This window comes from Lactiplantibacillus sp. YT640 (genome assembly GCF_049745435.1).
Taxonomy (GTDB): Bacteria; Bacillota; Bacilli; order Lactobacillales; family Lactobacillaceae; genus Lactiplantibacillus; species Lactiplantibacillus plantarum.
This window is the reverse complement of the sequence record NZ_JBMNVY010000007.1, coordinates 53,848-67,110: the sequence shown is the minus strand read 5'-3', so window position 1 is coordinate 67,110 and position 13,263 is coordinate 53,848. Positions and strand designations below refer to the sequence as shown.

The 13,263-nt window shown below is 44.8% G+C and carries 12 protein-coding genes; 4 read left to right on the top strand and 8 right to left on the bottom strand.

All coding sequences use genetic code 11. From position 1 onward, the window contains the following. Position 1 precedes the first annotated feature (1 nt). Positions 2-1,114, bottom strand: a complete 1,113-nt coding sequence (pdhA, locus tag ACOV1R_RS06945; RefSeq protein ID WP_054518972.1) for a pyruvate dehydrogenase (acetyl-transferring) E1 component subunit alpha — start codon at positions 1,112-1,114, stop codon at positions 2-4. A gap of 284 nt (positions 1,115-1,398) precedes the next feature. On the opposite strand from pdhA, the gene def reads away from it, so the two are divergent. Continuing rightward, positions 1,399-1,959 carry a peptide deformylase gene (gene def, locus ACOV1R_RS06940; RefSeq protein ID WP_003645922.1) on the top strand — a complete coding sequence of 187 codons (561 nt, stop codon included), beginning with the start codon at positions 1,399-1,401 and terminating at the stop codon, positions 1,957-1,959. Between the two features lie 29 nt (positions 1,960-1,988). Here the strand turns inward: def and ACOV1R_RS06935 are convergent, their stop codons facing one another. Further along, positions 1,989-2,495 (bottom strand): hypothetical protein, encoded by a 507-nt coding sequence (locus ACOV1R_RS06935; protein ID WP_003640826.1) that lies wholly within the window; start codon positions 2,493-2,495, stop codon positions 1,989-1,991. A 281-nt stretch (positions 2,496-2,776) separates the two neighbouring features. On the opposite strand from ACOV1R_RS06935, the gene ACOV1R_RS06930 reads away from it, so the two are divergent. The 3 genes from ACOV1R_RS06930 to ACOV1R_RS06920 all read left to right on the top strand — a co-directional run bounded on the left by ACOV1R_RS06930 (position 2,777) and on the right by ACOV1R_RS06920 (position 5,690). Further along, positions 2,777-2,995 carry a DNA-directed RNA polymerase subunit epsilon gene (locus ACOV1R_RS06930; RefSeq protein ID WP_003640827.1) on the top strand — a complete coding sequence of 73 codons (219 nt, stop codon included), beginning with the start codon at positions 2,777-2,779 and terminating at the stop codon, positions 2,993-2,995. Continuing rightward, positions 2,992-4,668 (top strand): ribonuclease J1, encoded by a 1,677-nt coding sequence (gene rnjA, locus ACOV1R_RS06925; protein ID WP_128485017.1) that lies wholly within the window; start codon positions 2,992-2,994, stop codon positions 4,666-4,668. The genes ACOV1R_RS06930 and rnjA overlap by 4 nt, the downstream gene beginning before the upstream one ends. Positions 4,669-4,730: 62 nt before the next feature. Next, positions 4,731-5,690 carry a diacylglycerol/lipid kinase family protein gene (locus tag ACOV1R_RS06920; protein WP_003645924.1) on the top strand — a complete coding sequence of 320 codons (960 nt, stop codon included), beginning with the start codon at positions 4,731-4,733 and terminating at the stop codon, positions 5,688-5,690. A 221-nt stretch (positions 5,691-5,911) separates the two neighbouring features. Here ACOV1R_RS06920 and ACOV1R_RS06915 read toward each other — a convergent pair whose 3' ends face one another. From ACOV1R_RS06915 to ACOV1R_RS06890, 6 genes are all read right to left on the bottom strand, one after another. Next, complete coding sequence (locus ACOV1R_RS06915; RefSeq protein WP_003645925.1) at positions 5,912-6,115, bottom strand: hypothetical protein; 204 nt, start codon at positions 6,113-6,115, stop codon at positions 5,912-5,914. 173 nt (positions 6,116-6,288) lie between these two features. Next, positions 6,289-7,779 carry a C40 family peptidase gene (locus ACOV1R_RS06910; protein ID WP_003645926.1) on the bottom strand — a complete coding sequence of 497 codons (1,491 nt, stop codon included), beginning with the start codon at positions 7,777-7,779 and terminating at the stop codon, positions 6,289-6,291. Between the two features lie 359 nt (positions 7,780-8,138). Continuing rightward, complete coding sequence (locus tag ACOV1R_RS06905; RefSeq protein WP_003645927.1) at positions 8,139-9,104, bottom strand: ribose-phosphate diphosphokinase; 966 nt, start codon at positions 9,102-9,104, stop codon at positions 8,139-8,141. Positions 9,105-9,258: 154 nt separating this feature from the next. Then, positions 9,259-11,808, bottom strand: a complete 2,550-nt coding sequence (locus ACOV1R_RS06900) for an SF1B family DNA helicase RecD2 (protein WP_097558063.1) — start codon at positions 11,806-11,808, stop codon at positions 9,259-9,261. A gap of 15 nt (positions 11,809-11,823) precedes the next feature. Then, complete coding sequence (locus ACOV1R_RS06895) at positions 11,824-12,498, bottom strand: tetratricopeptide repeat protein (RefSeq protein WP_003640835.1); 675 nt, start codon at positions 12,496-12,498, stop codon at positions 11,824-11,826. 20 nt (positions 12,499-12,518) lie between these two features. Beyond that, entirely contained in the window at positions 12,519-13,184 is a 666-nt protein-coding gene (locus tag ACOV1R_RS06890; protein ID WP_003640836.1) for a histidine phosphatase family protein, read from the bottom strand. Positions 13,185-13,263: the final 79 nt, after the last annotated feature.

Here is a 13,263-nt window from a genome sequence, read left to right as displayed (position 1 = left end):
GTTACTTCGACTCCTTTGCTTGGAATTCCGTAATTTGTTGTTGAATGTTTTGTGGTTGTTCCTCAAAAACATTCCCCAAGAATTCGGTCATTTTTTGCTTTGGTGCTTCATCTGCTTGTTTAACAGCAGCCTTGATATCTTCTTTAACTTGTTCAACGTATTCGTTTTCTTGATCTTCTGACCAAACACCTTGATCAGTCAAGTACTTACGGTAACGAATCAATGGATCATTATCGAACCAAGGTTGTTCTTCGTCCTTAGTCCGGTAACGCTTAGGATCATCCCCAGCATTCGTATGCGGGCCAAACCGGTATGTCAGCGTTTCAATCATGACAGGACCGTTGCCAGCAGCAGCGTATTCCCGGGCGGCCTTTGTTACTTCATAAACAGCTAGGAAGTCCATCCCATCGACCTGAACACTTGGAATACCGGCAGCAACTGCTTTTTGAGCCAACGTCTTCGCAGCTGTTTGCTTGCGCCGTGGTACTGAAATGGCATAACCATTGTTTTGAACAATGAAGACGGCCGGTACTTCGAAGGCTCCGGCAAAGTTCATACCTTCATAGAAGTCACCTTGCGAAGTCCCACCATCACCAGTATAAGTGTAGGCAACTTTGTCTTCGGTACCGTTCTTTTTAATCCCTAAAGCCACACCGGCAGCTTGTACGTATTGAGCGCCGATAATAATCTGTGGTGGCATTGCATGGAAGTCTTCTGGATATTCGTTACCCAAGACATGACCACGAGACCACAGGAACGCTTTGTAAACAGGTAGTCCGTGTTGAATCAATTGTGGAATATCACGATAAGCAGGCATTAAAACGTCGGTTTTCTTCATCGCGGCGTTACTCCCCATCTCACTGGCTTCTTGGCCCTCAGTCGGCGCATAGAATCCTAAGCGTCCTTGCCGTGTCAAAGCGTTAGAACGTTGATGTAACGTCCGTTCCCATAACATTAATTTAAAGAATTCAACGAGTTGTTCGTTTGAATATTTAGAGACAATTTCTGGTTTAATTACTTTAGCTTGACCATCCAATACTTGCACGGGCTCAAAGTCTTTCCCAAGTGCATCGCGGATCGCACCAAAATCAACAATTGGTTTTTCGTTGTCCATAAATGACACATCCCTTTCATGAACGTACAAACGTTGTGCATCGCACCGCGTTCGTAATCGTTTTCATAATTACAAGTCTAATTTACCATTGCGTTTCATCTTTTGCAAGCCCTTCCAAAGAGCGAAAAGCCGGCTTTTTCTGTCCAAATGATTGTGAACTATTTAATTTGTGCTTAATTCTGTTTTCATCTTTTTCATAACGGGCGCTACTTTTTGGCGTAGGCTTATGATAAACTAGATATTAAGTGTAAACTGCGCGATCTTAATTTTGGAGGTAATTGGAATTGATTAAAATGCGCGACATTATCCGCGAAGGTAATCACACGTTACGCGCGGAAGCAAAGCAAGTTAAATTTCCGTTGAGTGAAGCTGATCAGAAGTTGGCCAATGACATGATGGAATACTTAGAAAACAGCCAGGATCCCGAATTGGCTAAAAAATACGGACTGCGTGCCGGTGTTGGTTTAGCTGCACCGCAAGTCGACGTTTCGGAACAGATGGCTGCTGTCCTTGTTCCGAGTGAAAATGAAGATGATGAACCGGTCTTTAAAGACGTCATTATCAATCCCGTGATCATCAGTCACTCCGTCCAACCCGGCGCCTTAACTGAAGGTGAAGGTTGTTTATCCGTCGACCGTGATATTGCTGGCTACGTTATTCGACACGATCGGATTACGTTACGCTACTATAATATGGCTGGTGAAGAGAAAAAGATTCGTCTCAAGAATTATCCGGCCATTGTTTGTCAACATGAAATTGATCATCTTCATGGTATTTTATTCTACGACCATATCAATGGCGACAATCCATTTGCCGCTGATGATGATTTAGTTCTAATTTCTTAAAGTCATTTAAAAAAGCAGTCCTGAAATGTTCAGGACTGCTTTTTTGGTGCACTCGAATTCAACCGACGCAAATCTTCCAAATACTCTAAAGTGGCCTCATTCATCAAATAGGCAATATCTAAGTGGAGCTGTCCGCTGCGCAGCCACGCATCAGTCACTCGTAACGCTGGTCCAGCTTCCCGAAAAGCAACCACCTGATTGTGAATTGCGTACGCTTGCAATTCGTTATTGAATAATCGCCGAACTTCTGGCAAATCGGCCGTGACCATGCCTGGTGCATCTAGCACGTACTCAAAGGCCATCACACCACGCCCCCAGACGTCTGCGACGGGCACCGAATGAATCGCCCCCGCAACCTCTTGAATCGTCATCGCATTTGCGAGCACTTTGAATGCTGCTACCATCGCACTATCAACCGTTCGTTGGCCAGCCCGCCGAATCTTCAACGCCGCACGCTTCAGCACTTGCCGTCGCAGCAATTCATAAACGACGATTGCCATTAGTACCCCACCAATGATTGTTAACCAACTCTGCATGCTCAACCCTCAATTCTTTTTTGTATAATGATTCACAATTTTAGGAATTTTTCATTTTATTACTTATGTTTAGCATAGCATGTTTCATCAAAAAAAATTCTTTTAACCGCTCTATTTTTGAAGAAAGTTAACATTGTATACACCCATCTCAAATTATGCTAAAATGTAAGATAATTGTTGTGTTTACACAACCTGGTGTACGGATCAAACTTTTATTTTTGCTATCTATTTAGATTACTTAGTATCTAAATAAATCTTGTTTATATTAAGGAGTTTTACGCATGATTTACAAAGTATATTACCAAGAAACCAAAGAACGGAACCCACAACGGGAAACGACCCAATCTTTGTATCTCGAAGCTGAGACCGAAGTAGCGGCACGGACCTTAGTGGAAGATAATACAGATCACAACATCGAATTTATCGAACCGTTAGAAGGTAACTTCTTGGATTACGAACAAAAAAATCCAGAGTATCACCTAACGGAGTTCAATAAATGAAACGGTTAAACGTCAAAAATAACGAAACCGCTGTTTTTGCAGTCGGCGGTTTGGGAGAAATTGGGAAAAATACCTATGGTATCCAATTTCAAGATGAGATTATTCTGATTGATGCCGGAATTAAATTCCCTGAAGATGAACTTCTCGGAATTGATTACGTTATTCCAGACTATTCTTATCTAGTTGCAAATCAGCAAAAAATAAAAGCTTTAGTGATTACGCACGGTCATGAAGATCATATCGGTGGGATTCCATTCCTATTAAAACAGATCAACGTGCCAATCTATGCCGGCCCCCTAGCCTTAGCCTTGATTAAGGGTAAGTTAGAGGAACACGGGTTATTAAAAACAACTGAATTACACGAGATCAATGAAGATACGGTGCTCAAGTTCCGTAAGACGCGTGTCTCGTTCTTCAGAACGACCCATTCAATTCCTGATACACTGGGAATCGCCGTTCAAACACCACCTGGCACGATTGTAGAAACCGGAGACTATAAGTTCGATCTGACACCAATTACTAACCAGCCGCCGAACCTTCAAAAGATGGCGCATCTCGGTGAACGTGGTGTCTTGGCGCTAATGTCAGACAGTACTAACGCCGAACGGCCAATCTGGACGAAATCTGAACGGTGGGTGGCGCAATCAATTCGCCACATTTTTGAACAAGTTGAAGGTCGAATCATCTTTGCTACCTTTGCTTCTAACATCTCGCGGATTCAAGAGGCAGCGCAAGTCGCCCTTGAACATCATCGTAAAATCGCGGTATTTGGGCGTAGTATGGAAGCAGCTATCGTCAACGGACGTGAATTAGGCTATTTAAACATCCCTGACGAAGCCATCGTTGATGCTAACGATTTACGCTCCCTCCCCGCCAATAAAGTCATGATTCTATGTACTGGTTCCCAGGGTGAACCAATGGCGGCGCTCTCGCGAATTGCCAGCGGTACTCATCGCCAGATTTCTATTGAACCTGGCGACACCGTGATCTTTTCAAGTTCACCGATTCCTGGTAATACGTTAAGTGTTAACCACGTAATCAACGAACTCGAAGAAGCCGGTGCGAATGTCATTCATGGTAAAGTCAATAACATTCATACATCTGGTCATGGTGGTCAGGAAGAACAGAAACTGATGCTACGGCTGATGAAACCAAAGTTCTTTATGCCGATTCACGGTGAATATCGAATGTTGAAGATTCACACCGAACTGGCCGAACAATGTGGTGTGCCACTAGACCATAGTTTTATCCTTGAAAATGGTGATGTGCTTGCCTTTACGAAGGATTCTGCCCGGGTTGCCGGTCACTTTGGTGCTGGCGATGTCTATGTTGATGGTTCTGGAATCGGCGATATTGGTAACGTTGTGTTACGCGACCGCCAAGTGCTTTCGGAAGAAGGTTTGGTTGTTGTCGTTGCTACCATCAATTTGAACAAAAAAGAGATCCAAGCTGGTCCAGATATTCTGTCACGTGGTTTTGTCTACATGCGCGAGTCTGGCGATCTAATTAACGAAGCCCGGCGGCATGTCTTCCGTACGATCCGGCGCAAAATGAAGTCGGATAAAGCAACCGAAGCGACTATCCGCAATGCGATTATTGACGACCTGCAGAGTTTCTTATTTGATAAGACTGAACGGCACCCAATGATTCTGCCAATGTTGATTATGAACTAACTACTTGCCGGAACGATCTCGTTCCGGTTTTTTATGGTGTAAGACTGATATGAGGTGTAATTTTGATTGCTGAATACTACATTATTATTAATGAACTGGCAGGATCTGGTCACGGTAAGGTCGTTTGGGAAACCGTCAAGCCGATTCTAGAACAACGACAGATTCGATTTGAATATCGAATTTCTGAATATGCCGGCCACACAATTCGGCTCGCAAATGAGTACGTTAAAACCATTCAACGACGACCAAACGTGACCCCGGTCATTCTGGTCATTGGTGGTGATGGCACACTGAACGAGGCCTTGAATGGTATTATGCAGGTCCCACAAGCTGAACCGATCCCGCTCGCCTACATTCCTGGAGGTTCGGGCAACGACTTTGCTCGCGGTCTGGGTATGGCGACTGATCCAGCAATTGCACTTGCACAAGTACTCAACAATATGCGGCCCCGTTCGTTAAATGTTGGTTATTTCCATGAAACCTTGAAAAACGAACACCGGTATTTCGTCAACAACGTTGGTTTAGGATTTGACGCTCAAATCGTTGATGACACAAACCGTAGCAAAAAGAAGGGCCGTCTGGGTCGTTGGGCTTATCTCAGTAACATGCTGGCCGCATATTCCCAACAGGAAGGCTTCCCGCTAACCGTACACGTTAACCGGAAGCGAGACTATTATAAGCGGGCTTTCCTTTGTACAGTCTCGAACATTCCATACTTTGGTGGCGGAGTTGAAATTCTGCCTCAGGCTAATCTGCACGATGATCAGCTCGAATTAATCGTTGTCGAAGAGCCTCACTGGTGGATTATCCTCTGGTTGTTCGTCTTACTGCTACTGGGTGGCCGTCATCTCAAGTCGCGTTTCGTTCACCATTATCGCAACGCTAACTTGCACTTGTTGGTTAACTCTGTTGAAATTGGTCAGATGGATGGTCAAATTATTGGGAATCGTAACTACGACCTCTACTTGTCCACCCATCCCTACCCATTCTGGATCGACACTAGTATCCATGACCACCACTAACTCTACTGCTAAAACAATACAAATTAACGATAAAAAGTCGTTGCGAAGATGCTCGCAACGACTTTTTTATAGGACCCAGATTGGCAATTCATACTACTTGAGCACCGTCCACTTACCGGCCAGCAATGCTAATGACCACTTAATTGACTCCCCACCCACTCGGCTAATAAAAAAGACTGCTGACCATCTCAATATGGTCACACAGTCAGTCTTGATTAATCTTAGTCCTCAGAAGCGTTGATTGCTTCCAGAAGCATGTCAAGTTGTTCACATTTACGAGATAAGTGACTCACCCGTTCTTTCAAATGCGGATAAATGGTCACAACCCGTGAGCGATCCTGTTGCCGAACGGCTAGCGTCCTTAAATGATCGAGTTCGGTATTAGCCTCTTGATATTCTTCTAGAATCTCAAAACGATTACTCACTGATAGCACTTCCTTATCACAATAGATGGTCCAATTTTTCGAATTGAAAAACGACAAACATAATATACCACAATTATTGGTAAGTTTAAATCATAAAATTCAAAAAAATTTAAATAAAAATCCCCCTAACACTTAACAATATCGTGTTAGGGGGATTAGCAATTAAAATCGGCTTACTTAACCGTACCTGCAAAACTTGGCATGAAGTATGAACTGATTGTCTGAACTTGAACGTTTTGGCCTTCAGTTGGAGCCGCAACGTATTGATTATTTCCAATATAGATGGCATCGTGATAAGTGCTACCACGACTACCCCAGAATAAAATATCTCCAGGTTGAGCATCCGCAACGGAATGCGTCGTCACATAAGATTCCTGTGCAACCGTACTATGTGGCAAGGTAATCCCAGCTGCATGTTGGTAAACATAGGAAACTAAACCAGAACAATCCATTCCCGAAAGACTCGCACCACCCCAAACATAAGGGATGTTGGCACTAGCCAACTTCAGCGCAAGGCCGGTTACAGAACCAGTAGCTAAATCACTCGTTGAACTAGTAGTGGTACTGCTACTATTAGTCGTTGCGGTACTACTTGCGGTATTGCTTGCACTGCTAGTGGCTGCTGAAGAACTACTCTGACTGGTCGTGCTTGAACTAGTCGCTGCCGAGCTACTCTGGCTGGCTGTACTCGTAGTTGATGCTGCACTAGCAGCTGTACTTGATGCTTGACTAGCTGTGCTAGTAGCAGTCGTACTGCTAGTACTAGTTGCACTCGCAGTTGAAGCGGTACTTTGACTAGTCGTTGTTGAACTAGCAGCTGATGAGGACACGCTACTCGTTACTGAGGCGCTCGCTGCAACACTCTTCGACTGACTGGTAGCAGTCGAAGAACTAGCACTACTTGCTGATACGGCTGCACTCGTTGCGACTGCTTTGACCGGTGCATTTGAGGTCGTAGCCGTTGATGAAGCAATAGAGCCGGTCGATGATGATATCGTTGACGTGCTAGTACTGCTTGCTGAGTTCGCACTGACAGCATCCTGACTTGCTGCACTGGTGCTACTTACAACGCTTGCACTCACACTTGAAACCGAACTCGCACTTGTACTTGAGGTGGAACTCGCACTAACAGCCGTCGTGGCCTTGGCAGTCGTACTCGTAGTTGACGCTGCACTAGTAGCTGACACGGTTGTTTTTTGACTCGTCTTAGCGGTCGTCTTGGTCGTTGCTCCTGGCACTTGAATGTTCTGACCCACCACAATTAAATCGCCAGAAAGACCATTTAACGTCTGGAGAGCGTGAACAGAAGTGTTGTACTTATCAGCAAGCGCCCAAAGAGTGTCACCCGCTTTAACGGTATATGTACCCTTAGTAGCGGCTTTCTTAGTTGCTGACTTAGTCGTGGCGGTCTTAGTTGCGGATCCACCAATTTGTAAGTTTTGACCAACATAAATTAAATCGATATTACCATCAGATGCTTTAATCTGGTTAAGTTTTTCAATACTCTGCACGGAAACACCGTGTTGTTGAGCGAGGCCCCAAACTGTATCGTTTGCTTTTACAGTGATTGAGGCAGCATTGGCAGCTTGGCCTGTAGCAAGCAATAAACCAACGGCACCAACCGTACTGGCTAGGACCTTGCCCGTTGTATGTGCTTGTGACATTTAATTCACTCCTTAGTTTTTGAACTCAAATTAACAGTAACAAAATCGTCTTGTGACTGAAGATTAAGAAATTCTTAACCTACTTTTACAAATCATAATTTTATTGTAGCACAATTTACCAAAATACAAACTAGAATCGCTCGTTTTTTTACAAAACAGTCCGGTTATTTTAAAAAACGTTTGCCAATGCCAAAGCGGCGTATTTGGCTGTTATAGCAACGTTTATGCATATAAACGGAATGTTATCTTTTGATTACTTCAAGTAATTAGTTGCACTGTTTGGACGAGTTACGCTATTCAGTAAACGAACAAAAAAGCACATTAACCTTTTTGTAGGTTAATGTGCTTAAAGTTGCGAGCTAGATGCGAGGATCAAACAACCGATCAACTGGTTGCTGTTCATGTACTAATTTGATTGCATCACCCAATAATGGACCAACCGAAAGTTGCACCAACTTATCAAATTGTTTATCCGCTGGGATCTGAATCGTATCCGTCACGATGACTTTCTCGAACTTGGAAGCCTGTAATTTAGCCACTGCATCCTGTGAAAAGATTGCGTGAGTCGCACAGCCGTATACGGTCGCTGCTCCCGCTTGTGCTAAAGCATCTGCCGAGACATCGAACCGAGTTCCCGTATCAATCATATCATCGATCACAATGGCGACGCGCCCTTTCACATCACCAATAATACTACTTGGCACTAGGTCATCATCATCTGGGTGTCGATTATCAATAATCGCAATTGGGGCCCCCAATAGTTCTGCCATCTTACGTGCCCGCGAAACACCGGCATGATCTGGTGACACGACGACGAGATTATCGGTAATGCCGCGATCTTTAAAATAACTTGCCAAGAGTGGGGCCGCAAATAAATGATCAACCGGAATATCAAAGAATCCTTGAATCTGTGCGGCGTGCAGATCGACCGTCAAGACTCGACTGGCCCGGTCCTTTTCCAATAACGTTGCAATTAATTTTGCAGTAATGGGCTCACGTGAACGCGCTTTGCGATCTTGACGTGAGTACCCGTAATAAGGAATAACCACGTTAATTTGACTGGCACTAGCACGTCTTAAGGCATCGATCATGATCAATAATTCTAATATTGTATCATTGACCGGTTCCGAAATAGATTGAATGACGAAAACTTCCGCCCCACGAATACTTTCTTCGATGTTGATCTGAATTTCACCATCACTAAACCGCTTTACGGAACTTTTGCCGAGTGGAATTCCGACCCGCTGCGCAATTTTTTCGGCTAACGGTAGGTTCGAATTCAGGGCAAACAGTTTCAGTTTGGCATAAGATTGATCTGTTGACATAACGACCTCCATAAAAGTTGTTTGATGATTTTGCTACTTTGATTATAGCAGTAACCACGGCTAAAAACCGCACACAAGCAAATTTTCTTGCATAATGAGCGTCGCCGACAATGCGTCGTTCATTGTAATTTCAGTTGCAATAACCAATTAATTATCAATTAGCTACTTGCGGCATGAAATTAGCTGGCGTGATACCATTCATGCCAATCATCGGATCGATTCGGCCAGCGCTGACTAGCGCTGGGGTCAAAATTGTTGGTCCAGCAGACTGGGAACTCGGTTCCTGAGTTTTTTCAGTGGCCGACTCCTCGTCAGAAGCAACTTTCTTAACCGCCGTCGCTTTTTCGCCGGCTGGCATTGCCTCTGCTTGGTCAGTAGTCGCAATAGTGGCCGTTTCATCGGATACGGTATCCCCGCCAAAGACTTGTTGTAACCGTTTCGTCAGTGTGGTTTGGCGATTAACCGATTCATTGGTAACGCTCCGCTCAAATGATTGACTATCACCTAACAGGATCAGCATTTGTTCAGCACGTGTCACGGCAGTATACAGTAGATTGCGTTGTAGCATCCGTGCAAATTGTGGTACCAGTGGCAGAATCACCATTTTAAACTGGCTCCCTTGAGACTTGTGGATCGACATACTGTACGCTAATGTCAATCGATTCCATTCATTGCGTTGATAAGTCACTTCATTTTGATCAAAGGCAATCGTGATCTGGTCTTTCTTCGATTCATTGTGAGAATCATTTGCCAGATCGATACCGACGATTTTACCAATGTCGCCATTAAAAACATTATCCTCGGGTGAATTAACGAGGTGCAGGACCTTATCACCGACCCGAAAATCTTGACCGTTATACGTTAGATGCTTCTGATGGGCACTCTTCAACGGATTAAAGATTTTCTGAACCGTGGTATTCAGCTGATCGATCCCGGCAGTGCCGCGATACATCGGGGCCAGAATTTGGACCTCCTCAGCACTGAAGCCCTTCGCCTTGGCACGTGCCACAACTTGTTCAACAATGTGATTGACTTGATAAGCGTTGCAGGCAATAAATGAGCGATCCGGTTGGTTGACGGCAAAATCGGCCGGTAAATGACCATCTTTGATGGCGTGGGCCAACGGAATAATACTGGAATCATTGCCCTGCCGGTAGATTGTCGTTAACTCAATTTGGGGCAGTTCACTAAACTGCAATAAATCATGAAACACTTGCCCGGCTCCTACCGATGGCAGTTGATCCTTATCGCCAACAAGAATGACTTGCATGTGACTTGGAATCGCCGTCAGTAACTGCTGAAACAGTACCGTGTCAACCATCGACATTTCGTCAATAATCAGGAGGCCCCCATCTAATTCCTTACTAGGCTCCTCGGGACCATCTTCACGCCCCGTCAACCCAAGCAACCGATGAATAGTACTAGCTGGGAGCCCAGTCGTTTCAGCCATCCGCTTGGCTGCCCGTCCAGTCGGTGCCGCCAGCAGGATTGGAAAAGGCTTATCCTTATACTGATTGATATCTAGTGCAACGTCGTGTAATTCCGCATAGAGCGCGACTAAGCCACGGATAATGGTCGTTTTACCAGTCCCCGGTCCCCCAGTTAGTAGAAAAACAGGCGCCGTAATCGCCGCTTTTAGTGCTTCGGTTTGTGATTCATCATAAGTAATGTTGCTAGCTCGACCGACATGCTCGATAGCATGATCCACGGCACGTTCAGACAATTTTTCATCATTATCGGCGGCTAACAACCGTTGTAAATGTTCCGCAACGCGCCACTCGGCTTCATAGAGGCCGCGCAAGTAGATACGATTCTCGTCACCCACGATTTTATTTTCCTTCGCCAAGACGACCAACTGATCAGCCAGCTTCGAAGGATCAATTTGAACATTGCGAGCATTCTCAAGTAGTTGCAACGTTTGATTCAGCAACGGTTGAGCCGTGGTATACGTATCACCGTTTTCCACGCACAGCTCATTAATCTCAGTCAATAGGGCCGCCTTTAACCGGTCATCCGCTTGGGGATCAATTTTAAGTTGGGCCGCAATTTGATCCGCTTTTTTGAACCCGACGCCTTTGATATCCTCAACCAAACAGTACGGGTTCTCTTGAATCTTAGCCAAAGTGTCACCTTGATAGCGTGCATAGATGGCCGCAGCTAACCGACTCCCAAAACCGTACGCATTAAGTCCAATGATAGTTTGCTCCAAACCGTTATTGACCGTGAGCGTGTCGATCAAAGTCGTCTGAACGCTGGCCCGAAGTCCGATTGGTTTTAAAACCTTCGGATCAGCTAAAATTTGATCAATGGCATCTTCGCCCAAAGTATCGACGATTCGCTCAGCAGTCCGCTTACCCAACCCAGGAAAATCACTACCAGATAGATAGGCAATCAAGCCTGCGCGTGTCGTGGGCGTTTCATTTTGATAATTATCCGCTTGAAACTGAACCCCGTATTTGGAATGCGTGACCGTTTTACCGGTAAAACGATACGTTGTCTCCTCCTGAATATCCGCAAAATTTCCAGTAACAACGATCTCATCTTCCGACCAATCAATGTTCTGTTCAGTTACTTTGACTAATAAGACTTTATAAAAACTATCGGCACTGCTAAAAAAAACGGCAGCGACTTTACCGACGATAAAGTGTGTGACCGGTTCCCGACCAATATCGTCGGAAAATAAATGTGCTTGTTCGTCCGTCACGGAAATCCTCCTAAATTAGTGATTTTGATTATCTGCTTGTGCGGCTAACATTTTTTCAATATCCGTTAGCTGTTGCTGATGACTTTTAAAATATTGACTGTCCAATTTCTGCGCGCGTTCAAACCAGGTGGCATACGGCTTCCCCAGTACCATTGCGGTCAGTCCAAGGTTAAAAGCAGCTCGCCCAGATTGCGAATCAATCTTATATGCGCGTTGATAGTAATCCGATGCTTGCTGATTATTGCCTAATGCAAGTAATATGTCTGCTACTAACAAATTAGCGTCAAGTTGTTGTGGACGTGCCTCTTGAGCCGTAATGGCCCAGACTAGGGCATGTTGGTAATCGTGTTGGGCCATTAAAGCTTGTGCACTCATTAAATAAGCATCCTGTTTTAGTTGATCATCCGTAATTTGTTGATAATATGGTAACGCTTTGTCATAAGTTTGAGCTTGATAATAGACATTTCCCAACGCATAACGCAGGTAGTCGGCTGCGGGTTGTTGGTGGTCAAACTTTCCCAACGCCTTCATTGCTAACGCCTCTGCCTGTTCAAAATCTTGACCAGCCGTTAATAATACCACTAGTTCATAATAAGCATGGTAGTCCTCGGGCTGTGCATCAATCTTGCCAATGAGTTGATGGACTAGTGCTTGCTGTTTAGCTTTGCTAGGACGTGATGTTTTTGCCATCCGAACCACTTCCTTCTATATTAAATCGTATCAGTTGCATCGGGCCGCCGTGATAGGTATGAGGTGTCATTCCAATCTAATAGCTTAAAATGTTGACCACGGTCACGCGTCTCTAAAATTGTTGTTGACGTATTCGACAAGCCACCCCGTTGCCGTAACGTCGCCAGTGTCGCTCCCAGTAATGAGTTGACCAAGGCATTCAAGGCCGCACCATGACTAACGATCAAAACATTGTCATCGCGACGTGGATTTGCTTGAACAATTTGCTTAATAGCGGGAGTCATCCGCTTCAGCAGTTGTTGAAAGCTCTCCCCCTGAATCGCTGTCGGGTCATACTGATCCGGATGATTTCGAAACGCGTCGAATTCGGCCGGATACGTAGCTTCAACATCCGTGAAGGCCATTCCTTCCATCTTACCGAGATTGAACTCCCGTAAACGACTCAGTACCGTTATGGGTAACTCTGATTGTGTCAAATCATTACGTAGTGTCATCGCTGTATCACGCGCCCGTTTTAACGGACTGACATAGATATGACTAAACCGAATATCCTGGAGCGCCGCTGCCAATTCATGAATTTCTTGATAACTAGTCGGTAATAATGGTGAATCTCCCTGAGAGCCTTGATAGCGCCCCTCAAGATTCCACTCTGTTTTCCCATGGCGAACAAATAATAGTTTTGTCAATTGCTTACTTCCTTACTCTAGTGTCTTGATTTGATCTTATTTTCGAGCAATGGCCCCTCCAAACTGAATAACGGTTGCG

Excerpts from the sequence above, each read along its gene's own strand:
- pdhA (WP_054518972.1), bottom strand. The coding sequence starts at position 1,114 with ATGGACAACGAAAAACCAATTGTTGATTTTGGTGCGATCCGCGATGCA.
- ACOV1R_RS06935 (WP_003640826.1), bottom strand. The coding sequence starts at position 2,495 with ATGCAGAGTTGGTTAACAATCATTGGTGGGGTACTAATGGCAATCGTC.
- ACOV1R_RS06930 (WP_003640827.1), top strand. The coding sequence starts at position 2,777 with ATGATTTACAAAGTATATTACCAAGAAACCAAAGAACGGAACCCACAA.
- rnjA (WP_128485017.1), top strand. The coding sequence starts at position 2,992 with ATGAAACGGTTAAACGTCAAAAATAACGAAACCGCTGTTTTTGCAGTC.
- ACOV1R_RS06910 (WP_003645926.1), bottom strand. The coding sequence starts at position 7,779 with ATGTCACAAGCACATACAACGGGCAAGGTCCTAGCCAGTACGGTTGGT.
- ACOV1R_RS06905 (WP_003645927.1), bottom strand. The coding sequence starts at position 9,104 with ATGTCAACAGATCAATCTTATGCCAAACTGAAACTGTTTGCCCTGAAT.
- ACOV1R_RS06895 (WP_003640835.1), bottom strand. The coding sequence starts at position 12,498 with ATGGCAAAAACATCACGTCCTAGCAAAGCTAAACAGCAAGCACTAGTC.